The following is a 26674-nucleotide window of genomic DNA, read 5'->3' on the forward strand; positions in this document are numbered from 1 at the left end:
TGAATGAGGATATTTATGGAAACTGAACTAAAAGAGCTTGAACTCCACGAGCTTATGGCAACAAAAGATGTCATCGTGCTCACCAGTTTAGAAGAGCCTGCGGTATCTTGGCTGATAGATTGCTATCAAGAGAATACTGATATCCAGATTATCGAGAACGCACATCAACTCGATACTGAAGCTGTTTTAGCGCAATGTCGAAACAGCCTGAGTGAAAGTAAAAAGGTCATACTTATCGCGCAGTTTCGCAGCCAACTGCCTATCATCAATATCGCTTCACTGTGTAACGAGAAGCGCAAGTCATTGACCAATATTGAGTTATCCGGCTGGGACGAAGAAAAACGCTTTCCTCACTCTTTTAGCAGTTTTTAGGTCATAGTAGCTTCTAGCTTCTAGCTTCTAGCTTCTAGCTTCTAGCTTCTAGCTTCTAGCTTCTAGCTTCTAGCTTCTAGCTTCTAGCGGTTTATTGGTAACAGCAGTCGCTAGTCTTTTGAGTTTCTATGTTGACGTAAGCCCACAAGATATGGACTTCACTTCAAATGTCTGCCGCCATCAAGGTGTAAGGTTCTTCCTGTCATGTAGTGACTGGCCAACACAAACTTGATGCCATCTATTATTTCCTCAAAGCCCGCTTCTGTGGGGATCAGAGCTTTCTTCAGCGCTTTAGTTTTGTATGCCTCATCGTCATGTTCATTGAACTTAATCATGGCTGGAGAGAGGGTATTTACTTTCACCTTGGGAGCCAGCATTGCTGAAAACGATAGCGTTAAGTTGTTGAGCGCAGCTTTACTGGCCGCGTAAGCAATGTGTTTCTTACTGCCTTTTTCAGCAACGTAATCACTGATGTGGATGATGTCTGACGTTTTATCGCCAGACATCAGTTGGTCTTTGAGCGTTAAATTGAACAGATAAGGTACGGTGGCGTGAATCGTCATCATCTGGTGCATGATTTGTGATGCATTGTCACTGGGGTTTGTCTTGTTCTCAGGCTTCCAGTCTGAAGCGTTGTGTATGACGGCTCGAAGTGTCTTATATTCTTGACCAACATAATCAAGAAAGCCCTCTAGGCTGCTTTGTTGATAAAAGTCTACTTGCTGCAAGTCGGCTCCACTGTCGCGCAACAGTTGCAGTTGAGGATAGTCGCTGCGGTAAGTGCCAACCACTTTGTATCCATCTGCTAAAAGATGCTGCGCCAGTGCGAATCCGAGTCGCTTTCCCACGCCGGTTATTAGTATCGTTTCACTCATCGTAAAAACTCAGCTCTGGTTTGAGGGTTAGTTTTGAAAATACCACCGAGCGCGGTCGTTGAAGTTTCAGAGTTTGCATCCATGACGCCTCTGGATTTAACGCAGTAGTGAGTGGCTTTAATTGTCACGGCCACATTTTCTGTTTCGACTAGAGTCTGTATCGCGACCAGGATTTGCTGAGTAAGGCGTTCTTGCACTTGAGGACGCTGAGCAAAAAATCGAACAATACGGTTGATTTTAGACAGCCCAAGAATCTTGTTTTCAGGGATATAGGCCACTTCTGCTAAACCATCGATGGTAATGAAGTGATGTTCGCACGTCGACGTTAAATCTATGTTCGACACCTTGACCATTTCATCAACCGACATTTTGTTTTCTATAACGCTGATTTTTGGAAAGTTATCGTAATCGAGCCCTGAAAAGATCTCGTGAACGTACATTTTTGCAATGCGATGAGGTGTTTCAGCAAGGCTGTCATCGGTTAAATCCAGTCCAAGCGTACTGACCACTTCCGTCAAAAGTCCTTTGATGCGGTTGTACTTCTGGTTGGGATTCATTTCGCTCGGTGTCATTGGGGTTTCAAGTCCTTTTGCGAGCAAAGCTTCTCTTACTTTTTCGGCTTCTGTATTCAGCATGACTCTCTCCTTATGAGTTAATTTTCGAGCTCTGCTTCATAGCTAAGCGTGAGTGAAACGGAGTCGGCAAAACGTAGGGCATGAGGCTTATCAATTCTCACTTGAGCGTATCGTACCCATGGATGATCGATACAAATGCCGAGTACGTCGCTGGTTAACTTTTCTAAAAGCAGAAATCTTCCGGATTCGACATGTTGAATGATCTTCTTGCAGATGTTTTTGTAGTTGAGTGCGTTCTCCACATCATCTGAGAGGCAAAGGTTGTTAGCGGGGTAGTGGATCTCTGCATTGATAACGATGTCTTGCTGCTTAGACTTTTCTTCTTCGTTGAAGCCGATGAAGGTTCTTAGTCTGAGATTTGTAATGGTGATAATGGCGTTGTGATTCATAACAGTGTCCAATCCTTAGAGAGTAAAGTCAGGTACGTGCTTGTTTTAAGAAAAGATCAGTAAAGCTCACGCGATTAAGAGTTCAGTTGTTCCTTTAGCCGTTGTTCCTTTCTCAATTGTTCCTGTTGCAGCCGTTCTTTTTTCAGTCATGTAAAGGCTAGGTGAAACTGATATTGAAAGGGATGGGTTTGGTTTTCTGGCTCAATTGGTCGAAGCTTTCCCAGAGCTTATGAAACGAGATGTCTAGAGTGGGGTGACGTTCTTGCGCGGCAACATCGACTAAAGGCCTGAGCACAAAAGCGTATTCGGTGATTTCGCCTCTAGGCAGCTCTACGCCATCGATAATGCCGACTTGATTACCGTAAAGAAGGATGTCGATATCCATCGTCCGTGAAGCATAGGCTTTGGTCTGACGCTTGCGATCGTTCTCTGATTCAATTTGATGTAGAACTTTAACCAGCTCTGCGACTGGGAGGTCACATTCGAACCCAACGACTAGGTTTAAGAAGTTATCCCCTTTAAAACCGACAGGCTCGCAATCGTAGAATTTAGAAATGTGTAGGGGCGCAAAGCGGTCATGCAATGCTTTGAGAGATTCTGTGACGTGATGTTCGCGGTTAATGTTGCTTCCGATGCTGACATAGACGGTGGCCATAGTCTTTCCCCCCTTTTAAACAGCCTATACGTCCGACTTGCTATGAAGATCAGCTATGCGTCCTTTTAATGACAGGACGGCAAAAGAAAAATACGGTTCTGTTACAAGTTTTGCCCGTTTTGAGCCCGACAAAAAGGCACCTGTGAGCTAGAAAGTGCCACGAGTAAAAACTCAGCCGATGAAGGTATTGGACAAAAATGTGTGTGGGAAAAATTGAATATGATCTGTCATGAATAACTATAGGTATGGAAAGTCGCTTAACGTAGCGTCCAGTATTGATGGTGCCGATCACTGACAAGTATACGGACCTTCATGACAATATGCTTTTTCACATATTTTAAGTCATGCTCTCTAATGCCTATCAATAAAAAAGCCCAAACAAAGGATTGGGCTCAATTCAAGAATCATGAAACCATTGTCATGGTGGTTATATTCCGATTAATTCCCCCAGATTTGGCTTACAAACTCTGGATGGTCAATAAACGGATTACGATTCCCTTGGAAATCATGTACCGCCTTATTTCGGTCGATTTCTTTTTGGCTTACTGGATCTTCAGAATGCCAACGCTTTAGCATAGTAAGTAGCCAAGGTTCAAAAACGGTTGTATTGGTTCCATCCAGAACGGCATCCGAGCTTGTAGAGTTTCCTTCCCAATTAGCGATTTCATTTTCATAGCGTGTTGCCATGTAGAAATATGCTCTTGCGAAATCACCTTTAAACTCATCAATTGGCTCAAACACCGTACCTGCATAACCAAGAGAATTTGCTGCACTGCCTAACTTAGAACCATTGCTTGATGTGTATGTCGCGCTACTCACCTCACCAAATGGCCAATTACTACGTTTCGAGTTAACGTAGCCGTCAGTGGCAAATAAATGGTGACCGTCAGAGTTCATTGGCTCGACTTTCCCACCAAACCAGCTTTTCGGGAATGAGTGCTCACGGTTGTAGCAATCACCTTCTTTGCTGTATTGACCACATTGATCGGCCACCTTAGTAAATTGGATTGAATCTGAGCCTGAAGGTTTCTCCGAATACATATCGAGAATCGACCCATCAGTGTCATAGTATGCGTCTAGGTCAGCGTCAGACACTAATGTCCAAATAGCGGTGTAACCCTGACTACTATGATTATCAATAATTTGATATAAGGCCGTTTTTAACGCAAAGCCCACTTTGCCTTCAGCGTCTTTGTAATACTCACCTAACACTGGTGGTTCAGTTGGTGGTGTAGTCGTTGAGCCACCAATCGTAAATTCTGTACTCTGACTTGCTTGGAAATCACCACCAGATGCCACAACGGTCCCGTTTACCGACAAACTGTATGAACCATTCCCCACACTGCAGCACATTCCATCTCCATAAGAGTCTGAGACTTCTAGGGTGTAGCTACCATCTGCTAAACACATTCCCACTTCATTGTTGGTGTTACTTTGATAGTCTGAACCAGAATAAAGAGTTTGAGAAACTGAGTTTTTGAGAGACCAACTGGTTTCAGAACCATAGTTATCCGTCACTAGCGTGAGTGCGGCACTTGTGTCATTGCAGCTTTGTGTTGGTGGAGTCTCCGTAGGCTGAAAGTTATCTAAATACACCACTTCCGAACCATCAAAACCTGCATCATCATAAAATCGTATGCCCACAACGATATCTTTAGTGCTCGTAGCGCTGTACGAGTGAGTCAATGCTTGCCACTGATTCGTTAAACCATTATTCGAGTAGCCTAAATAGCCATCAACAAAAAGGCGAGCTCTCACGTTACCTTCAGTGTGATAAACATCGACAGAGAAATCATAAGTTTTCCCTTGTTCAACACTTATCGTTTGCAGAAAATCAGTATTACTTTGAGTGCCTGTATTCACGGTTACTTGCGCAGAGAAACTGCCGTTATTGACAGGGTCGGTAGAGGGCGAAAGTGCAATGCCGGAGTCAATCACACTCCATCCAGATGGTACGTTTCCTTCCCAGTTTTCGAAACTTCCATTTTGCATTTGCGCATGCGCACTCGCTGAACAAAGTAATGCAACGCCACTTAGTGTTATTATTCTATTTATCATATAACCTTCTGTTTAATTGGATAAAAACCAACTAAGCTTAGAAAGTAATCAAAAGATGAATGGAGATAAACATCACATTTATAAATGTAAGTAACATTACTTTTATTAATATATGTGATGTAAAGCAATGTGATATCGACCTGTCTAATGCTTTCACACGCTAGATTATTGAAAAAAGTTCATCTCGGCTTTCAGGGGAAAGCCGCGATGAACCCAAAATAAGCACTTATTCACAAGCCCTGCCTATAGTAAATGTAACCTCTACTAAAGTTCGATCCAGCCCTTACCTAACCAACTGAAAATTATGCGCACAATTCAGTTTGGTTCTGATTTCCAGTTGAAAACCGTGCAAGTACATATTGCTTCCGATTCAAGGCTCGTTATCAGTCAAAAACTTCCTTTTATTTGTATTTTGTTCAATGGCTTATGGGGGGGCATGTTCGAGCGTAAGTGTGATTGAAGATCAGCCTCTATCGCACCATAAACCCAAACAACAGCGTCACACATTTATCTCACGGGAAGCTTGGTCTTAGTTTTTACCAGACCGAAGGCTAAGCTGGATTCAATAGAGGCAATATTGGGCAGGCGAGTTAATTGCTCTGTAGATAGAATTAAGGCCTCGGGTGTGCGAGGCCTTTTTGTTTGTATCGAGCGGGAGTAGCAAAAGTCTCTTGAGGTTTTACCTTTCTAAATTGTGCTTAATGATCTGTTCCACCACACCATTCATCGTCTTTGAGCTAATCTCCGGCTTCAAATACAAGGAATGATACTCAACGCCTGTACGGTCTACATAGGCTGCTTGTAAGCCAGCGGATAGCGCACCATGAGTGTCCCAATCATGAGTAGCGACAAGACGAAGGTTTTCGACGGGCTCTTGTAAGGTTTCGGCTGCAAATTTATACACATCTGAATTGGGTTTGAAACTGCCTGTTTCTTCAACAGAAATGACGGTGTCGAAATAATCTTCTAAGCCCGAGTTCTTGATTTGAGAAGTGATGAGATTGAGGGATGAGTTGGAAAAAGCGACGGTTTTAAACCCGTTCTCACGTAGTTTAAGTAAAGACTCTTTGATATCAGTGTGCGGTGGTAGATTGGCAAAGGAAGTTAACAAGGCATCTTTGCTTTCCGCCGTTAAATCACACTTGTATCGCTGTGCAATAGCGTCGAGCGCTGCATTCGCTAATTCAGAAAAAGTAGACTGTACGTTTGTTGCGATGCAAACCGTTGAAGAGTGTAAAAGCTTTGAGAACCAAAGCGATAGTGCATCCTCGCTGCCAAATACTGCTTTAAATTTAGGCTGTAATGACCCCAAATTTAAAACCGTTTCATTTATATCAAACAGTATCACTTCTTTTTTCATGCGAAGAACCCAGATTTAATTGAATTTCATGCTTACATAATCTGCTCTGACGATACGGTTTTCAACTTCGATTTAAGTAATTTATGCTTTACTCTCTAATTTGAAAAGGGGCTGGAATGCGTCAGCGACAACCCGTCAACTCAGGTCTGGCGTTGCTTCATAAGTATCAGGCAACGCCAAATCTTTAGCTTAATTTGCGGCTTCGATGGTGCCTTTGAAAGTGCTGTCTAAAAAGTCACTAATCTCTTGTGAGTGGTAAATTGAGATGATCTTTTTATACGTTTCGTTATTTTTGTCTTCTTCTCGCGCCGCTACAACCATCACAGCTAAAGGTGCGTCTTTTTGCTCTAAGTAAATGCCTTGTTTCTTAGGATCGAGTCCAGCCGACATTACATAGTTCATGGTGATTGCAGCAGCATCTACATCGTCAAGAGAGCGGGGTAGCTGCGCGGCATCCACTTCAACAAATCGAATGTTCTTCGGGTTGCTAACAATATCGTTTAAAGATGCGTTGAAACCAGCGTTGTCTTTTAAAGAAATCAGCCCGGCATCTTCAAGTAGTAACAGTCCACGCCCGCCATTCGTTGGGTCGTTTGGAATCGCGATTCGAGCGTTATCGGGGATAGAGTCAAGCGAAGTGTACTTGTTCGAGTAAACGCCCATACGCATCAAAATTGAACGTCCGATAGAAACTAACTGGCTATCGTGATTGGCATTAAAGTTATCGAGGAATGGCTGATGCTGGTAACTGTTCAGTTGGATACTTCCATCATCTAATGCTGCGTTAGGGGTGATGTAGTCTGAGAATTCAACTAGCTCAATGTTAATCCCTTGCTTTGCTGCTTCTTTAGCGACTGCCTGTACAACTTGTGCATGTGGGCCAACTGTCGCCCCAATCTTGATGACAGCCTCGTCTTTTTTTCCACATCCTGTTACACCGAATACGAAAGCTAATGCCAACAGGGATGCTGTGATTTTTTTGTAGCTGTTCATGATAACTCCATTTAATTGATCAAAAAGACGTTTGGGTGTCTAGATGTCTATATTATCTGTTTATAAGAGCGGGTCAATAGGTTTGTTAGAAGCAAATTTAGATTGATATTAATAGGTTAGATTGATATTAAGAGTCAGGTTTAATTCATATCAGAATGTCGACGACCCCAAACCTATCTGTAGGGCAAGCCCATATAGCGTTAAGAAAACAAAGGCCTCGCACGTAAAGAGGCCTTTTGGGTTTTGTTGAATAAGGTATAGGGTAGTAACTTGGAACTTAAAGAAAACGGGTTCGGTAATCTTTCCTATTAAGAAAGCTTTTGATTAAAGAACTCAAGTGTACGTGCCCACGCTAACTCAGCTTCTTCTTCAGCATATCGACCTGTTGAATCGTTATGGAAGCCATGATTCACACCGTCATAGATGTAAGCGGTGTAGTCTGCCTCAATCTCTTTGAGTTCAGCTTCATACTCTGGCCAAGTTGCATTCACACGTTTGTCGATTCTCGCAAATTGGATGAGCAATGGCCCTTTAACATTCTTTCTTAAATCGGGTGCGGCAGGAGTACCATAAAACGGAACGCCCGCATCCAGTTGTTCTGGCATTACCGCCGCCAACATATTCACGATATAGCCACCGAAGCAAAATCCGACTGCGCCTAGCTTACCGTTACTTTTTTCATGAGATTTCAAAAAGTTTGCAGCGGCGATAAAGTCTTCTTCGATTTTCTCTCTGGATAATGATTTTTGCATTGCTCGGCCTTCATCATCATTACCTGGATACCCACCAAGCGAATAGAGTGCATCAGGTGCAAACGCAATAAACCCCGCGGCCGCGAGTCGTCTTGCCACATCCTTTACGTATGGATTTAAGCCTCTATTTTCATGAATGACCAAGACAACAGGCGCATTACCCTCTAACTCTTTTGGTACCACCAAGTAGCCATAGCCTTCTCCGTGTCCTTTAGGCGAAGGAAACTTCTCGTAGGTTGCTTTGATGGAAGGATCATTGAAAGAGACTTGCTCTGCCTGCGCATAATTAGGGATCAGTGCAGAAGTTAGCGTCGTCATAGTTAAGCCAAGTACAGCTAGCCCGGATAGACGAGCCATAAACTCTCTGCGATCAATCAGGCCGTGCGCATATTCGTCGTACCAATCAAATGCTTCTTGAGGGATAGATCGAGTCGGATCTGATTGAGATTCGGTACTTTGATTCATAACTTTTCCTTGTTGTGAGTTGTTTGACCAATCAACTATAGTGGAAATTTCAACATATTTGAACGATCGCTCAATATCTTTTAGGCTATTTGTTATATCAAAGTACAAAAATTAGATGACAGTCAGATAAAACGATCACTTCGGAATCGATTCCCATGTCTTAGGTTTGTTTTACGGAGCAATTCAATACAAGGTTGATTTGAGGGTTAAGTCAGTGAAATAGGGTGGTTTTGACTATTCGATATTTGAATTTCTTATTGGGGGGAGGTTCTAGCTTTAAATTGGGCATTTAAGAGTTAAGCCTATTTACCACAGATATGGACAAGTACGTTTCAATGCAAAACGCTTGATTTTACTCTGGTATAATCTTTCCTATAAGAGCAGCCTTAGCGTTATCAGAACCTTCTTTATGAGAGATAAAAATAGATGTTGAAACTTTTGCGTCAGATAAAAAAATGGAAACTTGCCGCGTTTAGTTTACTCATGCTCATTGCCGCTTTTTTTATCTACAACCAGTTCGGGAACCGTATGTCCCGTGTCGACGAGGCAAAATTTCTAATCGGGCAGCTTAATATTGTTTTGGATGCTGCTGAGCAATATTCTCGTGATAATGGTTCTTTGCCTCCCATCACTTCCGATACCGACACGAACTTCGGCTACTTAAACATCAATCACTTAATCGAAAATCCGGGCTTATCAACATGGAAAGGACCATACCTACCTTATGACGATACATGGATAGGTGGTGATCAGTACATCGACCACCCGGATTATATAGCAACGCAATTACTGCTTAAGGAAAAGGATAGCCAGTGGGCACGAGGAAGCACCGAGACAGGTTGTGAATCGTCATCATCCATTTGCTCTGTTGCGGCTTGTATCTGGTTGGTGCCAACAAAAGTCGCACAAGAAATTAATCAGATTGTGGACGGTAGTTCGAGTATAAAAAGCTCTGATGCGATAGGAAAAGTACGTTACGACAAAGCTTTTGGTGGCGCACTTATCTGTATGATTGGAGATGACTATCCAATGCCATCAGCACAGCTAAATTAAGTCGTTTCTAATTACCTCACAGGCAGCTTGGTCTTTGTTTTTACCTGACCGAAGGCGAAGCTGGATTCAATAGAAGCGATATTGGGCAGGCGGGTTAACTGTTTGCGGATGAACTGCTCGTAGCTTTTGAGTGATTCACTGACTACATGCAATAGGTAGTCGTGATTGCCCGTCATCAGAAAGCACTCTAACACCTCGTCAATCACTTCAATGTGCTGCTCAAAGTCTCGCATGTTCTCTTCTGTCGGCTTTTCAAGTTTCACCAACACAAATACATTCACAGGCAAGCCGCATGCTTCTTGGTCGACACTGGCGTGATAGCCGCGAATAATCCCTTGTTTCTCTAGTGCTCGAACTCGGCGTAAACAAGGGGAGGGCGATAGCGACACGCGATCGGCTAACTCTTGATTAGTCAGGCGGGCGTTACTTTGCAGTTCAGCCAGTATTTTCTTGTCGATCTCATCCATTAGCATATTCCATCAATATTGAATTTAGTTTGGCAATATTATTGCTCAAAGTGTATGTCTTACTTCGCAAATAGCAATTTTTAGCATCTGCACAAAACTAAAATTAAAGGAGGAACAACAAGCATGGAATGACTTAGGAATTATGAATACATCAACTCAACTTAGCCCGCTGCGTAAAACAACCAAACATGAACAAGCAGAAGCCCTTGCCATTGAGCAGGCAAAGCATTTTGGTATCGACCCAAACAGTGATTACGGCGTCACGCTTATCGAACTGGCGACGACACTGTACAAAGCCAATACCAAGACACACGATCTTTGGGCATTGACGGTTGATGGGCTTTCAGATCTCGACAAGAGTGACCGAATCGCTTGGTTTAACGCCAAACGTTTCTTGTCATTCCAGATCGCTAAGATCCTCGACAACCTGCAAAACCCAATGCGCGCCACTTACCAATCTATTGCCACCAATAATGGCAATTTTGCGTCTAAAGGTGCGTATCCTATCTTCGATAATGTGGCGGCTATCTTCTCGGCAAGCCCGGTTATTACGCGCACAGCCACGTATTTATTTGCATGTACAGAATGGATTGAAGATGCGTTTAACGGTAAAGAGCCGCTGCACGATATTTACTCTCGACTGCTTAATCCAACATCGATTTCACTGGCTAATCACATGGTTGATATTGAGGCAGGCTCTAGAGCCAATGAGTACCTCGCATGGAACTTTAACTCGGGTATGGCGGCTATTGATGGGTTGTTGAGCCATTTACTTGGCCATGAAGACATTGTTTTGGCTTCACGTAATATCTATGGCGGTTCTTACCAGCTGTTGGAAGATTGGTTTGGCAAGCCTTCGAATCTGAATGTCGCGGTAGAGTGGGTGGATGGTTACTCCGGTGATGAGTTTGCGACGCGCCTTGATGAGGTTGCTCATAAATACGCAGATCGCCTCGCTGCGGGTAAAAAAATCTACGTTTACCTAGAGTCACCATGTAACCCACATGGATACGTGTTGGATGTTGCTAGCATCAGTAAAGCTGGTCACTCTCGCGGTTGGGATGTGATTGTTGACTCAACAGTGGGGACTCCATTGCTGCATCCAGTACTAAAACGCGACGATGTGGCGGAAAGACCCGATTATGTCATTCACTCTTACACCAAAGAACTGGCGGGTTCTGGCACCACAACCGCTGGAGTTGTGATTGGCCGCAACGAGACCATGTTTATTCCAAAAGGAGAGGAGGTCACTTTCACCAAACCTAACGGTGATGAGGCCACCATTCCATGGAACGAAACGCTGTTTTGGAATGTGTACTACATTAAGGGCGCATTCCTAGACGCAGATAAAGCGTTTGAAGTGCTTAATGGCATGAAAACGTATGAGATGCGAGTGGTGCAAAAAACGATTAATACACTGACTCTGGCGAAGATCTTCGATGCCCACCCTGACATCAATGTGTCGTGTCCAGCTTTGCCAGACAGCGATAACTATGAGCATTGCCAGAACAACATGTACTTGGGGTTACCAGCCGCGCTGTTCACTATCGATATGGAAGGTAACGGTAATCGTGCGCCAATCAATCGTGATGGGTTCAAACAGTTCTTCGACATGCTTGAGCCCGCAATCGGCATGCAAGTGAGCCTAGGACAAACTAACACTGTGGCGCTGTGCCCAGCACTGACCACGCATTCAGAACTCAGCGATGAGGCACTCAATGAAGCCGGCATCAAACCAACCACAATGCGTATCTCTATTGGCTTAGAAGATCCTCGAATGTTCATCGCTCATATTATCGAGGCCGCCAAATTGTCGATTGACCGCAAACACGCAGACTTCTCATCCAGCTTCCCTAGTGGTGAAAGTATCGATGAAATCTATATGCAAACCTATATGGATGTACACCAGAGGTTTGTGAAGAGCTTGCCGAAGTTCAGTCAGCTTACTCAGTAACTTAGGTCAGTAAGGAAAGTTAACAAGAGAAGTCAGAGAAGTCAGTGAAGTAGGGTAGCTGTAAACGTTAAATGAAAAACGTAAGGCCTCGAACTTCGAGGCCTTTAGGTATTCAGGTAATAACAATAAACCAACCTAGAACAAATCCTAGAAAAATGCGTCGATGAATCACCAAATAGCCTTAAACTCGTGGAATGTGGGCAATTTATATCAACACCTCACGGCTTTCGTGACCACGCCCTTATTTGCTCAATTTCATCTTCATCGATATTTAAAGATTGGAGGAATTTGAGATGTCCTAGTGGCTCCATCTGCTCAAAGCGTTTGTGCCAATTGATCATGTCCTGTTCATCCATTCCTGACTCTTTAAGTATTTCTGTCCAACGCTCTTTGGTGAGTAGGCCTTGATTAAGAAGTTCAGGCTCTTTGAGTAACGCCATAATGGACTGTTGCTGCTGACGCAACTTTTGAATTTCTAGATCGAGAGCAGCAAACTGTTGTCTTAGTACCGTATCTCGGTCTTCATCTTGAGATTGCTGTAGCAGGCTCTCAATCTCACTGACAGGAATACCATAAGAACGATAGGCAAGTATTGCTCTAAACCTTTCAAGCTCTCGTTCGCCATATTGGCGATAACCGTTAGGTGTTCTAGCTGCGGGAGTGATTAGCCCCTTTCGTTCGTAGTAGAGAACCGTTGTTCGAGATACCGCTAGTTGTTCACAAAATTGTTTGATGCTCAACACTTAGGGCTATCCTCTTTGGTGGTTTGATAGTGAGACCAAATCAATGGAATCAATGCACTAGCAAGAATAATCAGTGCGCCAGTCATTGACCATAAATCAGGAATTTCAGAAAAGACAACTAAGCCAATAATAAGTGAATAGATAATCTTTACATACTCAACATTGGCAATGATGTTGGCTTGCGCCCATTTATATGCAGAGATACCAACATACTGAGCAAACGAAGAGATGAGGCCAACTAACAGCAATAACATGAAGTCTTCGACTGTTGGCGTGCGCCATAAGTAAAGGGTTGGTATTAATGTCATCAAACCAATTGCCAGAGCTTGGTATGCCATCAATGTTATTTTTGGTTCGCTCTGTGCCACTTTCCTAACACACACTACCGCTACCGACGCGCCTAGTGCGGCAATCACGCCAGATAAAACATAAAGGTTATGGCTTGCAGCAAAGGTCGGTCGAACAACCGTCATTACCCCGATAAATCCAACCACAATCGTGAAAATTCGACTGCTGGTGATCTGCTCTGCCAACACGAAATGAGCGATTAGAGCCACAAAAAGCACCTGCAAGAAACCGAGTGCTGTTGCGTCAGCAAATGGAATATTGCTCACTGAAATAAAACCAAAATATAGAGCGGTAAATGCGCCCATTATCCTTAGTAGGTGAAGCGATATTTTGTTGGGCTTAAGTAGCACGCCGATATTTTTGCTGATCGCAGGCATGAGCAACAACATAAAAATGAACTGGCGAAAGAACAGGATCTGAAAGGTGTCATAGTCTGTGCTGAGCTGTCGAACAAATACCCCAACGATCGTAAACAGTGCTGTAGATATAAGGGCAAGAGTGATCCCTTTCATTGTCGATGGTAGATGGTCGAAGAGCTGAAATAGCTTTGACTGCTGTAAGTCTCGTAATTGGTGCAACGAAATGTGCCTCTTTAGTCATGATAAGCATAAGGCTAATCATTCTAAAGTCGTTACCTGTAGACAGGTCAAGTGGTATGAGTGGTCAACGGCTAGAAAAAGAAATTAGCCACAGAGGTGGCTATTATTCAAATGTTAATGGGTCATTTCCTATAACATAAGGCAAATATGAGCGGAAAAAGTAGTTTTTTGGACAACACTGATGTTGAGCACTTTTTCCACTCAATGAAGCTGCAATTAACGTTGGCTAGGGTAACCAAACACATCGTTCTCGTTGGCTGACTCTCCAGTTTGAGTTTCTGCAATATCCCAATGCTCTACTATTTTCCCTTCGCTATTAAAGCGGAAGATATCAATGTAACCAACACCTAAATCGTCTTTTTTACTTAGGTCAGTTTGCTTAGAATGAACAAGAACCATGTCACCCATCGCGATTGTTTTTGCTATCTCCGTTTTTAGCTTGGTCCCGTTACTGTTTAAGTAATCAAGGTAACCAACCAATGCTTTTCTACCATTTGGAACCTCTGGGTTGTGTTGAATGTAGGTTTCGCTAGAAATATACTTTTTTAACGCACTTGTATCCGCTGGGTTATCAAAGCTTTTCAACACAGCAATGGCTCTGCCTCGATTACGCTCGATGTCTTGAGTTGCATCATAGATATTCGCGTCTGGCCCTTGGTACATGGTGTTTTTGTTTTCAGATTTTTCCGGAACTTGTTGGTAGTGATCCCAATGCTCTACCAGCATGCCATTTTCTTCTCTCCAGATATCAACATAAACATATTCCGCACCGTCTGAAGTTGTCCAAACAGAGTGTATTGCGACATAAGGACCTTCTGCAATGGTACGGTAGATATCTACTTTCACGCCAGGATCAGCAGTTAACTCGCCAGCTACCGCTTTAATCAGTTCTGCTGGCCCATCGCCATACGCTGTAGCGTGTTGGATGTAAGTGTCACCAACGTACTTTCCAAAGTTGTTCAAATTCCTATAAACCAGTACATCTTCATAGAAGCCTTCTGCTAGTTTAATGGATTGATTAGTTTGAGCGTCAATGGTGCTTAGGTTAGCAAAGCTTGGGGCAGTAAATAGACAAACAGCCATTCCGATTGCAACAGATTTAATAGACATGATTCTTCCTTTTTAGGTTTGTTTTGTTTGAGCACCTGTATGCTAGCCACTCTAATTAATTAAAAAAATAGGGCATTGTTCATACTTATCATGAATAAATTCGATTAGTTGTAGTTGTGGCGAGGTGGTAGGTGAAGTCTATTACTTAAATCGAGATCTAATGATGGTCACGGGATACTGGCTGGGATCTGATAACTACTTATTTTAAAGGGCAAATCAGAGCAATATAATTACTCTGAATAGATGAATAGATGAATAGATGAATAGATGAATAGATGAATAGATGAATAGATGAATAGATGAATAGATGAATAAATGAATAAATGAATAAATGAATAAATGAATAAATGAATAGGTGGGTTCAATACACAGGCGTTTACTTGGTTTCAAAAAACAGAAACCTTATACCATGGTCGGTCTTTTTAACGTACAGCCAAAAAACTAAGAATATCAATCCCAATTAATACTCACTGTAATCGATTTTTAAGCCAAGAATGACGCTCTGACTGCTTATTTCTATTGTGCCAGACTTTAACAATATTGAAGTGAGGAAGCTCGAAAGGTAAGGGGACCTGCTTAAAGTCTCTAAATAACGTTTCTGACAAGCGAGAAGGCATTGTCACTATGATGTTTGTATCTTTAATTAAAGACGCTATCGCCCCAAAACTCGGCGCACTAGCCACGATTTTTCTCTTCACTCCTCGTTTTTTAAGTATTGTGTCTATTTCGGTTTGGTGAGAATGCTCAAAAGACATGATGGCGTGAGGTTTGGAGCAATATTGCTCTATCGTTGTTGGCGGTGTTTGCTTTTGAGGGTTGTAAAAACAGACCTCTTGGTCAGAAAACAGCTTAGTTTGAATTAAATCCGACTCGTTACTCGTTAGTTCAGGTGACAAAACAAAATCTACATCACCAGACCTAAGTAATGAAGCCCACTGAAGTTGAGTTCTGGCTGGGGCTATGTGCAATGAACTCATCGGCGCTGCTTTCTGGAAATCATGAAACATAGGTTTTATAACGGTTTCTATTTCATAGTCGTTAGCCGCGATGGAAAAAACTTTATCATCTATTAGTGGGTTGTATTGTTGTGAGCTTGCGAAAGCTTGCATCGCTATTACGATTTCTCTGGCCTTTTCAATAAGTTCTCCCGCCTTTGGCGTAGGCGCGATACCTCTTCCTGAAGTGACAAACAATTCATCTTTTACTATTTTGCGAAGTTGGTTAAGCCCATGGCTAACTGTTGATTGAGTAACCCCCATACTATCCGCTGCCTTTGTTACTGATTGGTGTTCGTAAACGCTAATAAACATGCGAAGTAGTCGTCCATCCAACGTAGAGTAATCGAAAGTGTTCATAGGTAACATTCAACTTATGCAGTGTATTAATGATATAGGTTGTAACATACTCTTTCTCGATAAAACAGAACCAAAGATTGACTCACCGGAATGAACGATATTTTCGAGTTAATCGTGAATAAAGAATTCCAGTTTATAGAGGTATTTTATGCCCAGTTTCACTCCTCAATTACCAGTTGCGTATGGTAATCACCAAGAAGCAATATCTTCTCCAAGGTTAAAAGGTTGGCATGCACATATTTATTTTAATGACCTTACCGAGCAAACGGCTCAAAGGGTAATTAACGATATAGCATTAGAAATTACAGATCTAAGACAAGGCCAACTTCATCGAAAATTGGTTGGCCCTCATCCCTGTTGGAGCTGTCAGCTTTACTTTAAACCACATTTATTAAGTGATGTAGTTACTTGGTTGACGTTCAACCGAAAAGGTTTAACGATACTTTTTCACCCCATCAGTGGAAATGATTTGTTAGATCATAAAGATAGAGTTTTTTGGATGGGAGATGTCAAAGACCTAAAGCTAGAGAATCTATAAAGCCCCAAATTTGTATCGATGATGAAAACAATGAAAAACATGGAAAGAGGGGGGAAGAATCAAAAGAAGGGAAAGGAAGCGACTCGTTCAAGTCCTGGATAAATTGCTCTGGGGGCAACGGTGACAGCAAGCGCTAACTGAGGAAAAAAGCTTTCGCTACAGCCCATGCTGTCAGCATGAAATGGTGCTTATTAAGGTCGCTCGACAGGGTAGTCGAAAGACTGTTGTTAGCGAACTTGGTCACGCCCTTTGATCATCCGCTTACTCTTTGGGCTGGTGACCCGTCTTCTTCGCAAACTTTTGCATAGCCTCGGCAAACGTTGTTGTCCCGCCTTTCGCTTTAACCTGAACCACCTTATATCCCAGGCTTTCTAGCGCTTGGCGCTCCACTAAAACCGCTTTGTCATCTGGTTGACTGCCTTGCACAGGTTGATGAATGTAACACCCTTCTAATTGACCATCTTCGACCAGCTGGTGGTGTTTCAGTGCATTGATATCAAAATTCATAGTAAGTCTTTTCGTTTTAAATGGAGAGTCTCTGTGGCAAAGACCACAAGTCTTAATAATTTTATGGTTTGTACCATACGGTATTTTAACTATAAGAAGCTAGTGAAAATACAGTAATCTAAAGGAATGTACTGGGTGCGGTTCGTATTCTCAATCTCTTATTGATCGTATGAAGAGAAGGAACTGAATACCGATCGCGATAAGTACGAGACAAGTGCGGCTTCAGTTTAGCGACAAAGAATGTTCTCCCCCGCGGTCGTTAATCTAAAGAGATCGTTGAACTTCATTTTGGGGGGAGAACACGCGCCTGTCCTAATGGAGTAGTACATCTTTTGTCTTGGTAAGATTCTGATAATGGACTTTAAAATCGTTATCACTAGTCGTCGTTTTAATGATATGTCAATCAGCAAAGTTCCCTAGAACGTACGTACTATTTAACTATGCCTGAAATTCAATAACATGTTGGCCAAAGGGTACTGGCGGTTCTAATGAACATTCAATTTTTATACTCTTAAGAACCCTAAATCTTGTACCGTGAAATTGGCTAAGTTTGGAAAGATATAATCCATTGCACTATCACTTGTCACTCCCATCCATTTTGCGATTGTCGCACCAATTTGCTCCACAGAAGTCGTTGGAATCATTCGCCCTTTATTGAAATCATTATCCCCATCCAAGATTAACGATGGCCACTGTCCGTATAGCTGCCCACTATTTAATGCTCCGCCCATCACAAGATGATTGCTTGCCCAGCCATGGTCTGTTCCGGTGCCGTTGCTCGCTAAGCGTCGACCAAAGTCAGACATTGTCATTGTTGTTACTTTATCGCTCAGCCCCGCGGCTTCCATTGACTGATTGAACGCTGCAAGCGACTGACTCAAAGCACTCATCAATTCCGCATGGTCATTCAACTGGTTGGCATGTGTATCAAAGCCACCTAAGCCGACAAAATAAACTTGCTTCTGATGCCCTAGTTGATCGCTCGACTTAATCAATCGCGCGACCGTATGTAACTGATGACTTAAAGAAATATCAGGGAAATGCCCTTCTTCAGGTATTGAATCAATCGCTGAAGCTAGTGTATCTCGTATTGAAATTGAATCACTCTTCACACGATCAAACTCTCTTCCAAACGCCGTCAGAGGAGATAGGTTCATCACCTGATCAAAGCTTTTACGGCGCTGAGCGTTGTTTATAGCATTCACTTTAGGCAACGACGAGGCATTAATAAGACTGGCACTATAATCGCTGCCATTTAATAGCTGAGCGTATCCATTAAGGCTAAATGTTGGGCTAATTGTATCTGTATCGCTACTGAGTACGTCCATCATTCGACCTGCCCAGCCTAACGTTGTTGTACTTCCAGACCAACCGCGTTGCCACTCAGTTTGCTGCGAATTATGAGAGAATAAAAACGGTGGCATCGCATGCGTTCCGTCCTTTAACCCCGTTTTTGTTGAAGGTTCAATCAACACTCCGCTGTTTGAAATGGCGACCATTTTCCCGCTATTGAACAGACCTTGAGCATCAATCATTGATGGGTGTAAACCTAATGTCAGACCTGAGCCTGTATTCAATGACAAAGGCAATAATGATGCTTGTGAGATGGCAATATCTGGACGAGCTGCTGCGTATTCATCATAGTGTGCATTATCGTTGGGCACCAACATGTTAAAGCCATCATTTCCGCCGAACAAAAAGACACAAACTAGCGCTTTATAATTATTATTTGGCAGCGCATGTGCAGAGCCAGTTCCCATCATTGAGACAACTGGTGTCGAGGCCATAGCCGCTAATAGTTGACGACGTGAAATCATTGGGCTAATTCCTCAATATGAAACTCTTGGCTAGTCACAACAATATACAGTGCATTGCGGACCTTTAAACTTTGCTGCGTATCGCGAAGGCTTTCTAAAGACTCCAATACCACGGCTCTGAGTGGCTCACTCATTCTCTGAGACAGTAAACGCCTCTCAACTTCTTCGATCAATGCTATGTGGTCATTAGCGACCGCTTCTAAAGGTGCTGTATTTATGACAATGCGTTTAGGATTATCTTCACCCTCGTAATTTGTTCTGCCCGTTGCATTCCAAAGCTGATTATTGGTGAGAATGAAATTATTCCAGCTCAGTATCTCGAACTCTGGTGCAACATCATTTGCGGCAGCGATCTCACCATTTGGGGCGTAGTCAGGAGAAAAGAAATTAAACACACTTGGCGAACCAAGTGGAGACTGGCCATATGACCTGAACATGTCGATAGAGTTATGGAATCGCCCCGAAGGATCAGCTGACTTTGCTTCAAATGCGCGGAAAAAATTGGTCATCGCGATTAAAGGCTCTTTCATCTTGGCGGGCGATCGAACACTGCCGCTAAGCGCTTCACGATCAGTTAGAATCCCGCGAATTACCGCTTTAAGATCACCTCTAACTCCCTCACCATTATCGGCGAATAGTGCACTAATTCGAGCAATATAAGCAGGAGAAGGGTTCGAGGTCACCAATCTTTGGATAAGGTGTTTACTGATTAACGGAGCCGTATTGGGGTGATTAAGCAACATATCCATCGCCTGCGCCATATCTTGCTCAGCGGTTTGTCCTTGTGCAAATACTTCGCCTATTACCACCTTTTCTTCATCATCATGGCGATCAGGATAAGCGACCATTGGCAGGAACCAATTCCCATCTTTAGAACCCCACGATGGTCTAGCTTTCTCAGCTATGTGCCAACCAGTAAATACTCGTGCAAGGTTTTCTATGTCATCCTGCGAGTAAGTTGGAATCAATTGCCCCTGACTATCAAGTTTCTCTGTACCATCGGAATTTAATTCATAAAGCCCGATGCTAAACAATTGCATAACTTCTCGTGCATAGTTTTCATCAGGGAAGCGATTACTTTCTGGATCAGCCTTTTGATTAGCCATCATTGACAAATAATCGCCCATCGCGGCATGAAGCGTCACTGATTCAATCAGATCACGATAATTGCCAAAAGCATGCTTGATGAGCATGTCGTAGTAGTCGGTCATCTCTAGCGCGCGACCACCCAAGCTAGCGCCATACCGTGAAATCACAAAAATTTCACTCAATGCAAACGCGACTCGTTGTCGTAATTGGTCTGCTGCATTAATGCTGATATCCCACCAAACTGCCACGCGATCTGCTTGGTTGTAAGTGTCTTTATCAGCTTCCAGTGAGTAAGATTTCAGGCGTGTTGAGTGCAAACTTGGGGCCGCAGAAAACTGCTTATCTAGCCAATTGATATAGCCTAAGTTTTCTAATTCTTGATAGGAGTTTGGCTGTGGGCCAAATGTCGAACGATAGAGAAGGTCGTAACGCTGATCTTGAGTCAGGGAAGCAGGTTCAGGAGTTCCACCATTTCCCGAACTGCTATCTTCTCCACCACAAGCCGAAAGCAATGAGAGGCTAACGAAGCATATACATAATTTGAAGCCAAAACGCTTTAACATAAAAAACTCAGAAATCTTATTACTGCAGGTGATTTTTCGCACACTAACGAAGATCATCATTTACAGCAATCTAACCCAATATAAACTGTGCGACGGGTTCATATTTGACAATGAGGCAGCAAAATAACTCAAACCATGTCGTTGAATACGATATACGCATATCTATCTAGCCTTAAAAAAGAAAAAGGTCGTGCGATCTATCTCTTCTAAAGGCAGTCTTTCTCAGTCAATGACTAATCCATAGGTCATAAAGCAGACTGCAAATTAATATTACTTTGTGATACATAAAATTGATATTTACAGGGTGCAGATAACTTTTAGCAGCACAGATACATATTAACAAAATTTGATTGAGTTAAAGGTCTAACGTCAAAGCATTAACTGACAATAGCAGCGACATTGGCGTTAATAAAGCACGACTTTGTTTCATCATTTAAACCAATTTTTGATATTGGTAGATTTTTACATGAATATAACAATATAGCTTTTAAAATAAGGGAGTTTTAAGGGAGGCTATGAGTTTACTACAATGAGATCTAGGGTATATCCCAATGCTAGAGTATCAGAACATTTCACGCCCCCCCTGATGTAAGCAGTTAAGACCGTGAAGTAGGGACGCAGTGTGTAGTTGTTCAGTAGCAATCAGTGGAGTGATAAAAATGAGGCCTCGAGTTTGCGAGGCCTTTTATTATTACTGGCTATATATTTAGTGTTGCAATATCGATGTGCGTGTTATGCCGTTTACCGTAGCATTGGCGACGATATTTAGTTTACCGTCAGCGCCATAAAATACAAACTTAGGCACAGTGGTGTAAGTGCTATTTCCTATTGTGGTATTAGGGAGAGTAATCGTTTCTGACAGGTTCAAATGGTTTGAAGTCAACACCAATACCTTGTTGCTTTGCCCTTCAAGAGAGTAAGCAATTTTGGTAGTGTCGTGAGACTCATCCAGTGTTTGAATTGTAGAAGAGTAAGGCCACGAATTGAGTTCAGGTAAAGTTATTTTTCCTGCGTAAGTCATGTCAAGCCCAGCGTCACTTGACGTATTCAATCTCACTCCACACTGCGTGTAGATGAATGTGCCAGTATGGTTGAACCAGAAATTATCGCAGAAACTGTAGTCGCCATGGTAAGGGGAATCGACAGGTCTTGCTGGGTTTTCCGGATCCGAAATGTCCGTCTTAGCGACATCTTCAGGGCTAATATTTGTATCTAAACTGTAGAAAGCTTGGCTGCTAGGGCTGATTTTGAGTACCGTTTTTTCGTAGTACCCCCAGTCACTTTTAGACTCTACAGAACCGCTTTCAAGATTAATGACTTGTAGGTCAACCCATTGATCCGTTTTAGGTAAAGTCCAAGCGTAGTTACCATTGGTGGTTAAATCAAAAATATCATGGGAATGGTAGATATTCGATACTTGGGTATCTATTGGAGAAGAGGCGTTGTATTCAAGTGTCGTTATCATCGCATCGTGGCCGACCACAAAGCGATTAGTACCACTAATGTTATCGACAGTGACAGCTGATGGCGATCTATGAAGGTCTATCTCATAAGCTGTAGCATCGTTCAGGCTATAAAAGTAGATCGCGTTCTTTGGGCTATCAGATACAACAGCAATTACATTTAATGAATCGGAATAAATTGCATCGACAGTGTTGTGGGTCGGTGCGCTATCAAAATCGATAACAGAAATACTTGGTGTTGTTGGAGAGCCTCCATCTGGATCTGGGCTTGGATCAGGGTTTGGTGAAGTGTTATTGATCTTGTAGCTGACGGGAACGGTTAGTGGGCTGCCTTCGATCGGATAGCTACAGTTATAGTCGTAACAGACGTCCACATTGAGAGTTGAGCTAAATGAGCCCAAACCAACTACGGATGGCGTTTCTAAGCTCATATTGAGCCCGATATTAGAGGGACTAATAAAAGGCGTAACGGATGTAACAAATGAACTATTGGCTCGAGCTTCTACGCGAAGGTTGTGCAGATCAGAACCAGAAAGATTGATGGTGTCAGATACATTTTGGTATACGTTCACATCAGTGAGTTCCGCTACTGTTTCAATGTTCGGAACGGCTAGCTCTACTTTATGATCTAGTGTCACTTTGTTGGTTAAAGTGAGGGCGACTGGCGAGCCAGAATAGTGTTGGCTACAATACTCATCGTAACAAACAGCGAACTGAGCTGTTGTGGAGTTTGTGCCGTTGCCGACTTCATAACCTGGCTTCATGTATACGCTGACGTGACCCGTTGCATCGTTATTGATGTTGTACTCAACCCGAGATATCAAACTTCCACTGTCACTCATGATGCCATAGTAGAGATCGTCTCCTGCGTCATATTTCACACTGAAAGGGATATTTACATAGGTTTGTTCAAACGCACCAGACTCCATTTGATAACTGGTTTGTGCAACATTGACGGCACTAGATGATGGACTACTATCACTACCACCACAGCCAGTTAGAGCCAATACAGATAAAGCGGACGATATCTGATAAAACTTATTCCATGTCATATAATTTAATTCAATCCATAATGCCCAAGTCATTGATATATTTAATCATAACAACATAATCGTATGCAATATGTTTGCTAGTGGTATTCGTCGCATTTCAAGCATCACTCTTAAGATCTACGCCACCATTTTTGCGTTCTTAGTTCACATTTCCAGTTAAAGGTTTTACAAATCGATATTGTTTAAATAAGGGGACTATTCTGTTTGCACCACGATAATTAGTTCACTCTAGAATAGAGTTTGATTTTTGTGCGTGGGACTTGAAGGAAAGGAATACCGATCGTGATAGGTACGAGACAAGTGCGGCTTCAGTTTAGCGGCAAAGAATGTTCTCCCCCGCGGTCGTTAATCTAAATAGATCGCTGAACTTCATTTTGGGGGGAGCTATAGGGCGAGGTGTAGTGGTCTAATGCTCGACTTGAATCTGAGTATTGGTCATCATCGCGATCAGTTTAGCTACTCGTTTACGCATGTCACGTCTATCAATAATCATGTCTAATGCGCCATGCTCTAATAGGAACTCACTCTGCTGAAAATCTTCAGGTAATTTTTCTCGTACCGTTTGTTCAATCACTCTTCGTCCGGCAAAACCAATTCTCGCTTTAGGTTCACCGATATTGATATCACCTAACATCGCAATACTTGCCGATACACCGCCAAAAGTTTGATCGGTCAATACGGAGATATAAGGGAGCTTTGCATCTGATAGCCGTTTTAAAGCAGCACTCGTTTTTGCCATTTGCATTAAAGCCATCAGTGACTCTTGCATACGCGCTCCACCACAAGCCGAAAAGCATACCAATCCACAGTTAGCCTCGATGGCTGCATTAACAGCATCAACAAAGCGAGCGCCCACAACGGCACCCATTGAGCCAGCCATAAAAGAAAATTCGAAAGCGCACGCCACAACAGGCATCCCTAACAACTCTCCCTGCATCGCGACTATTGCATCTTTCTCACCTGTACTTTTTTGGGCTAGGGCAAGGCGTTCTGTGTAGCGTTTATTGTCTTTGAAACTGAGCAAATCTTTCGGCTCGTGTTGTTTGCCTAACTCAGTTTTCATACCTTTATCTAAAAAACTGTCTAAGCGACAGCGTGCCGACATCCTCATGTGGTGATCGCATTTTGGACATACCTCCAGATTTTCATTAAGGGCTATGCTATACAGGATCTGGTCGCAAGAGGGGCATTTTGTCCATACTCCTTCTGGAATATTCGCTTTACGCGTACTGATTATATTTTTCTTATCTAATAGTTTTTCTATCCAACTCATTGGAAACCTTATCCAGTTCACTTTTAATGATGAGTATTGTATAAGCCTGTTTTTGGTAATAAAGTGCTTAATATTGGCTATATAATCCTATTTAATGGGATTGCTGGTGTGGGCGGATTATTGATATGGATGAGATTAATGGGAATGCTTGAGAAGATTGATCAACAATGGCTAAAAAGCTTTCACTGTGTCTATGAGAACAATAGCTTTAAGAGAGCTGCAGAGTTTCTGTGTTTACCGACATCAAACGTCAGTCGTCATATCGCGTTGCTAGAAGAGCAGCTAGATGCTCGACTTTTTGATAGAACAACTCGCCGAATTTCTTCGACAGAAGCAGGGGACCACCTTTATCTACGAACTCAGCCATTGTTGGATAAACTCAACGACGCTCTTGAGGAGGTGACACAACACTCTCGTGAAGTCATAGGGCAACTCAATGTTTTAATGCCAGACTCACCTGACTTGGCCCAAGCCGTCGTTTCGTTTTGTACTCAGTATCCATCTATTTCATTATGTTGTGATACGAGTATCAGCCCTAAAGAGGATCCGCTTGACGGATTTGACGTTATTTTGAGTTTTCATCGAGGGAAGCTAGAGGATAACAATTGGATAGCGAAAGAGATTAAGCGTTGGCCTAGTGTTGTTGTGGCTTCACCCAAACTTCTTCATACATCTTCTAAGCCTTTTAAGATTACGGATTTGAAACATGTACCTTGTATTAGCAGCTTTACCGCGTTAAATGGTACGCCATGGGTATTTAAGAACGAAACAGGTCCGGTAATTACTCAAAGAGTAAAATCTACATTTAAAGTGAATAGTGGGCAACTCGCTAAAGCAGGTGCATTGGCTGGTTTGGGGTTTGCGATACTCCCTGCTGAATTTTGTCGCGATGAAATAGAGATTGGCTCTCTGGAAGTTATAACACTTGAATACAAACCTGAAGATTTGGTGCTGTACGCCTTTTATGCGTCGAGAAAGCACATAGCAAAAAAGATTCCGATGTTCATTGAGCACTTAAAACATCAAGCGAATCTAGACGCGCAAAAATAACAGAAAATTCGGAGGCTAGGGGCTCTTCCCTAGGTTAGAGGTGTACTCACTATTTATGGATAAAACTAAGACCTCGCGTTTGCGAGGTCTTAGTTTTTCGGGTAGTGATAACAAACTCTTGGAGACAAATACGTTAGCTTATTTACTATAAATTACTTATGTCAGATGAGAAAAAGCATCTAGAAAGACCTTGAAGAACAATCGATGTGAGTTTTCCTTTGAAAAATATCACAGAATTTCACTCTTATTTTTTAAATCCCTAGTAACTCATCTGAATACTTTATAAGTCCTTTAGCACCGAAACCATTCTCAATTTTTTCATAGGTATAATAAGTTATCGACTCACTATTACGCACAGCTTGCACTAAAGTATTGCCATGCTGGTCGATAACACTAGTTGAGGCGGTTTGCTCTAGGGTCGAGGAGTTGACAGAAATAACTGTGAATACATTCTCGATAGCCCGAGATACTAGATGTGATTTGATGATTGAGAGTCGGTTGTCGTCAGGTTTGTCTTGAACGTCGCATAGACAAACAACCGTAACATCGACTTTTTCTTTGTATAGTTCTCTGAAGTATTCTGGGAATCGAATTTCGTAGCAAACTCGAACACCAATCCTAATACCCTTAATCTCAACGACGCCATTAAAATTACTATCTACAACGAAGTTATCAGCATCCCAACCCCATAGTGCTCTTTTGTCATAGTATTGCACGTAACCTGAAGGCTCGATGATAGCGATAGAATTGGCCGCACGTTCACCGCATTGACGGATACAACCAAGAAAGAGGTAGATCTGTTTTTCTTTTACAAGCTCAATTATTTCATTGAAAGCAATATTTTGTTGTTCAAAGTCGATGTCGGAAACAGAACTAATTTCTACGGGTGGATAGCCTGATAAAGCACACTCTTGCGTAAGTAGAACTTGCGCATCATATTCGCTAGCTTCACATATAGCTCTCTTAATCGTTTGATAATTATCAGTTGATTTCGCACTAATAGGAAACTGTAACAAGGCAAACTTCATTAATTTGTATCCTTATTTATATTGCGGTACGTGGCACGTCCTTAAGTGGTTAGTGATGCTCACCGAAATTACACTAATCAAAACTACAGTTATTAGCAAACCTAAGTCAAT

Annotated in this window: 24 protein-coding genes and 1 pseudogene; 5 read left to right on the forward strand and 20 right to left on the reverse strand. The window is 42.5% G+C overall.

Annotation, left to right across the window (positions count from 1 at the left end; all coding sequences use genetic code 11):
- Positions 1 to 3: 3 nt before the first annotated feature.
- A complete protein-coding gene (locus NX845_RS01580) occupies positions 4 to 372 on the forward strand; it encodes a hypothetical protein (RefSeq protein ID WP_260256428.1) in 369 nt (122 codons plus the stop codon).
- A gap of 158 nt (positions 373 to 530) precedes the next feature.
- Here NX845_RS01580 and folM read toward each other — a convergent pair whose 3' ends face one another.
- The 9 genes and pseudogenes from folM to NX845_RS01625 all read right to left on the reverse strand — a co-directional run bounded on the left by folM (position 531) and on the right by NX845_RS01625 (position 8554).
- Positions 531 to 1247, reverse strand: a complete 717-nt coding sequence (gene folM / locus NX845_RS01585; RefSeq protein ID WP_260256429.1) for a dihydromonapterin reductase — start codon at positions 1245 to 1247, stop codon at positions 531 to 533.
- Positions 1244 to 1882, reverse strand: coding sequence for a GTP cyclohydrolase I FolE (folE, locus tag NX845_RS01590; RefSeq protein ID WP_004734785.1), 639 nt, complete (start codon positions 1880 to 1882; stop codon positions 1244 to 1246). Before folE ends, folM begins: the two co-directional genes overlap by 4 nt.
- A 17-nt stretch (positions 1883 to 1899) precedes the next feature.
- Positions 1900 to 2271, reverse strand: coding sequence for a dihydroneopterin triphosphate 2'-epimerase (gene folX / locus NX845_RS01595; protein ID WP_004734786.1), 372 nt, complete (start codon positions 2269 to 2271; stop codon positions 1900 to 1902).
- 157 nt (positions 2272 to 2428) lie between these two features.
- Complete coding sequence (gene folK / locus NX845_RS01600) at positions 2429 to 2926, reverse strand: 2-amino-4-hydroxy-6-hydroxymethyldihydropteridine diphosphokinase (RefSeq protein WP_260256430.1); 498 nt, start codon at positions 2924 to 2926, stop codon at positions 2429 to 2431.
- Positions 2927 to 3364: 438 nt separating this feature from the next.
- A complete protein-coding gene (locus NX845_RS01605; protein ID WP_260256431.1) occupies positions 3365 to 4984 on the reverse strand; it encodes an endonuclease in 1620 nt (539 codons plus the stop codon).
- Between the two features lie 507 nt (positions 4985 to 5491).
- Positions 5492 to 5584 (reverse strand): annotated as a pseudogene (locus tag NX845_RS01610) (Lrp/AsnC family transcriptional regulator); the annotation flags it as partial.
- A 79-nt stretch (positions 5585 to 5663) separates the two neighbouring features.
- Positions 5664 to 6344, reverse strand: a complete 681-nt coding sequence (locus NX845_RS01615) for a haloacid dehalogenase type II (protein WP_099166800.1) — start codon at positions 6342 to 6344, stop codon at positions 5664 to 5666.
- Positions 6345 to 6533: 189 nt separating this feature from the next.
- Positions 6534 to 7337 carry a MetQ/NlpA family ABC transporter substrate-binding protein gene (locus NX845_RS01620; protein WP_260256432.1) on the reverse strand — a complete coding sequence of 268 codons (804 nt, stop codon included), beginning with the start codon at positions 7335 to 7337 and terminating at the stop codon, positions 6534 to 6536.
- Positions 7338 to 7645: 308 nt separating this feature from the next.
- The gene (locus NX845_RS01625) at positions 7646 to 8554 is read right to left on the reverse strand and encodes a dienelactone hydrolase family protein (protein WP_260256433.1); all 909 of its coding nucleotides are present in this window, start codon (positions 8552 to 8554) and stop codon (positions 7646 to 7648) included.
- A 426-nt stretch (positions 8555 to 8980) separates the two neighbouring features.
- Between NX845_RS01625 and NX845_RS01630 the strand changes: the two genes are divergently transcribed.
- On the forward strand, positions 8981 to 9607 hold the full coding sequence (locus NX845_RS01630) for a hypothetical protein (RefSeq protein WP_102451437.1): 627 nt from the start codon (positions 8981 to 8983) through the stop codon (positions 9605 to 9607).
- An 11-nt stretch (positions 9608 to 9618) separates the two neighbouring features.
- On the opposite strand, the gene NX845_RS01635 is transcribed toward NX845_RS01630, so the two are convergent.
- On the reverse strand, positions 9619 to 10074 hold the full coding sequence (locus NX845_RS01635; protein WP_017057485.1) for an Lrp/AsnC family transcriptional regulator: 456 nt from the start codon (positions 10072 to 10074) through the stop codon (positions 9619 to 9621).
- Between the two features lie 142 nt (positions 10075 to 10216).
- Here NX845_RS01635 and NX845_RS01640 point away from each other — a divergent pair, with 142 nt between their 5' ends.
- Positions 10217 to 12028: a PLP-dependent transferase gene (locus NX845_RS01640; RefSeq protein WP_260256434.1), complete on the forward strand. Its 1812-nt coding sequence runs from the start codon at positions 10217 to 10219 to the stop codon at positions 12026 to 12028.
- 218 nt (positions 12029 to 12246) lie between these two features.
- Here NX845_RS01640 and NX845_RS01645 read toward each other — a convergent pair whose 3' ends face one another.
- The 4 genes from NX845_RS01645 to NX845_RS01660 form a co-directional block, all read right to left on the reverse strand.
- Positions 12247 to 12771 carry a MerR family transcriptional regulator gene (locus NX845_RS01645; RefSeq protein WP_102448020.1) on the reverse strand — a complete coding sequence of 175 codons (525 nt, stop codon included), beginning with the start codon at positions 12769 to 12771 and terminating at the stop codon, positions 12247 to 12249.
- Positions 12765 to 13631 (reverse strand): DMT family transporter, encoded by an 867-nt coding sequence (locus tag NX845_RS01650; protein WP_102448093.1) that lies wholly within the window; start codon positions 13629 to 13631, stop codon positions 12765 to 12767. The genes NX845_RS01645 and NX845_RS01650 overlap by 7 nt, the downstream gene beginning before the upstream one ends.
- 303 nt (positions 13632 to 13934) lie before the next feature.
- Entirely contained in the window at positions 13935 to 14828 is an 894-nt protein-coding gene (locus NX845_RS01655; RefSeq protein WP_065681991.1) for a nuclear transport factor 2 family protein, read from the reverse strand.
- 467 nt (positions 14829 to 15295) lie between these two features.
- Positions 15296 to 16138: a LysR family transcriptional regulator gene (locus NX845_RS01660; protein ID WP_017085524.1), complete on the reverse strand. Its 843-nt coding sequence runs from the start codon at positions 16136 to 16138 to the stop codon at positions 15296 to 15298.
- Positions 16139 to 16331: 193 nt separating this feature from the next.
- On the opposite strand from NX845_RS01660, the gene NX845_RS01665 reads away from it, so the two are divergent.
- On the forward strand, positions 16332 to 16721 hold the full coding sequence (locus NX845_RS01665) for a DOPA 4,5-dioxygenase family protein (RefSeq protein ID WP_102448017.1): 390 nt from the start codon (positions 16332 to 16334) through the stop codon (positions 16719 to 16721).
- 261 nt (positions 16722 to 16982) lie between these two features.
- On the opposite strand, the gene NX845_RS01670 is transcribed toward NX845_RS01665, so the two are convergent.
- The 5 genes from NX845_RS01670 to accD all read right to left on the reverse strand — a co-directional run bounded on the left by NX845_RS01670 (position 16983) and on the right by accD (position 24485).
- Positions 16983 to 17228 carry a hypothetical protein gene (locus tag NX845_RS01670; RefSeq protein WP_017083405.1) on the reverse strand — a complete coding sequence of 82 codons (246 nt, stop codon included), beginning with the start codon at positions 17226 to 17228 and terminating at the stop codon, positions 16983 to 16985.
- Positions 17229 to 17731: 503 nt separating this feature from the next.
- Entirely contained in the window at positions 17732 to 19045 is a 1314-nt protein-coding gene (locus NX845_RS01675) for a DUF1501 domain-containing protein (protein ID WP_017094004.1), read from the reverse strand.
- Complete coding sequence (locus NX845_RS01680; protein WP_032555416.1) at positions 19042 to 20697, reverse strand: DUF1800 family protein; 1656 nt, start codon at positions 20695 to 20697, stop codon at positions 19042 to 19044. The genes NX845_RS01675 and NX845_RS01680 overlap by 4 nt, the downstream gene beginning before the upstream one ends.
- A gap of 706 nt (positions 20698 to 21403) precedes the next feature.
- Entirely contained in the window at positions 21404 to 23212 is a 1809-nt protein-coding gene (locus NX845_RS01685; protein WP_017094002.1) for a hypothetical protein, read from the reverse strand.
- 406 nt (positions 23213 to 23618) lie between these two features.
- On the reverse strand, positions 23619 to 24485 hold the full coding sequence (gene accD, locus NX845_RS01690; RefSeq protein WP_054543120.1) for an acetyl-CoA carboxylase, carboxyltransferase subunit beta: 867 nt from the start codon (positions 24483 to 24485) through the stop codon (positions 23619 to 23621).
- 138 nt (positions 24486 to 24623) lie between these two features.
- Here accD and NX845_RS01695 point away from each other — a divergent pair, with 138 nt between their 5' ends.
- Positions 24624 to 25535: a LysR family transcriptional regulator gene (locus tag NX845_RS01695; RefSeq protein ID WP_208774298.1), complete on the forward strand. Its 912-nt coding sequence runs from the start codon at positions 24624 to 24626 to the stop codon at positions 25533 to 25535.
- A 251-nt stretch (positions 25536 to 25786) separates the two neighbouring features.
- On the opposite strand, the gene NX845_RS01700 is transcribed toward NX845_RS01695, so the two are convergent.
- Positions 25787 to 26563 carry a carbon-nitrogen hydrolase family protein gene (locus NX845_RS01700; protein ID WP_017094319.1) on the reverse strand — a complete coding sequence of 259 codons (777 nt, stop codon included), beginning with the start codon at positions 26561 to 26563 and terminating at the stop codon, positions 25787 to 25789.
- Positions 26564 to 26674 lie beyond the last annotated feature (111 nt).

Source organism: Vibrio sp. NC2 (genome assembly GCF_025195005.1).
In the GTDB taxonomy this organism is placed as follows: domain Bacteria; phylum Pseudomonadota; class Gammaproteobacteria; order Enterobacterales; family Vibrionaceae; genus Vibrio; species Vibrio splendidus.

Coding starts and splice junctions, on each gene's coding strand:
- NX845_RS01580 (WP_260256428.1), top strand. CDS start 4: ATGAGGATATTTATGGAAACTGAACTAAAAGAGCTTGAACTCCACGAG.
- folM (WP_260256429.1), bottom strand. CDS start 1,247: ATGAGTGAAACGATACTAATAACCGGCGTGGGAAAGCGACTCGGATTC.
- folE (WP_004734785.1), bottom strand. CDS start 1,882: ATGCTGAATACAGAAGCCGAAAAAGTAAGAGAAGCTTTGCTCGCAAAA.
- folX (WP_004734786.1), bottom strand. CDS start 2,271: ATGAATCACAACGCCATTATCACCATTACAAATCTCAGACTAAGAACC.
- folK (WP_260256430.1), bottom strand. CDS start 2,926: ATGGCCACCGTCTATGTCAGCATCGGAAGCAACATTAACCGCGAACAT.
- NX845_RS01605 (WP_260256431.1), bottom strand. CDS start 4,984: ATGATAAATAGAATAATAACACTAAGTGGCGTTGCATTACTTTGTTCA.
- NX845_RS01615 (WP_099166800.1), bottom strand. CDS start 6,344: ATGAAAAAAGAAGTGATACTGTTTGATATAAATGAAACGGTTTTAAAT.
- NX845_RS01620 (WP_260256432.1), bottom strand. CDS start 7,337: ATGAACAGCTACAAAAAAATCACAGCATCCCTGTTGGCATTAGCTTTC.
- NX845_RS01625 (WP_260256433.1), bottom strand. CDS start 8,554: ATGAATCAAAGTACCGAATCTCAATCAGATCCGACTCGATCTATCCCT.
- NX845_RS01630 (WP_102451437.1), top strand. CDS start 8,981: ATGTTGAAACTTTTGCGTCAGATAAAAAAATGGAAACTTGCCGCGTTT.
- NX845_RS01635 (WP_017057485.1), bottom strand. CDS start 10,074: ATGGATGAGATCGACAAGAAAATACTGGCTGAACTGCAAAGTAACGCC.
- NX845_RS01640 (WP_260256434.1), top strand. CDS start 10,217: ATGAATACATCAACTCAACTTAGCCCGCTGCGTAAAACAACCAAACAT.
- NX845_RS01650 (WP_102448093.1), bottom strand. CDS start 13,631: ATGAAAGGGATCACTCTTGCCCTTATATCTACAGCACTGTTTACGATC.
- NX845_RS01655 (WP_065681991.1), bottom strand. CDS start 14,828: ATGTCTATTAAATCTGTTGCAATCGGAATGGCTGTTTGTCTATTTACT.
- NX845_RS01660 (WP_017085524.1), bottom strand. CDS start 16,138: ATGTTTATTAGCGTTTACGAACACCAATCAGTAACAAAGGCAGCGGAT.
- NX845_RS01665 (WP_102448017.1), top strand. CDS start 16,332: ATGCCCAGTTTCACTCCTCAATTACCAGTTGCGTATGGTAATCACCAA.
- NX845_RS01670 (WP_017083405.1), bottom strand. CDS start 17,228: ATGAATTTTGATATCAATGCACTGAAACACCACCAGCTGGTCGAAGAT.
- NX845_RS01675 (WP_017094004.1), bottom strand. CDS start 19,045: ATGATTTCACGTCGTCAACTATTAGCGGCTATGGCCTCGACACCAGTT.
- NX845_RS01680 (WP_032555416.1), bottom strand. CDS start 20,697: ATGTTAAAGCGTTTTGGCTTCAAATTATGTATATGCTTCGTTAGCCTC.
- NX845_RS01685 (WP_017094002.1), bottom strand. CDS start 23,212: ATGACATGGAATAAGTTTTATCAGATATCGTCCGCTTTATCTGTATTG.
- accD (WP_054543120.1), bottom strand. CDS start 24,485: ATGAGTTGGATAGAAAAACTATTAGATAAGAAAAATATAATCAGTACG.
- NX845_RS01695 (WP_208774298.1), top strand. CDS start 24,624: ATGGGAATGCTTGAGAAGATTGATCAACAATGGCTAAAAAGCTTTCAC.
- NX845_RS01700 (WP_017094319.1), bottom strand. CDS start 26,563: ATGAAGTTTGCCTTGTTACAGTTTCCTATTAGTGCGAAATCAACTGAT.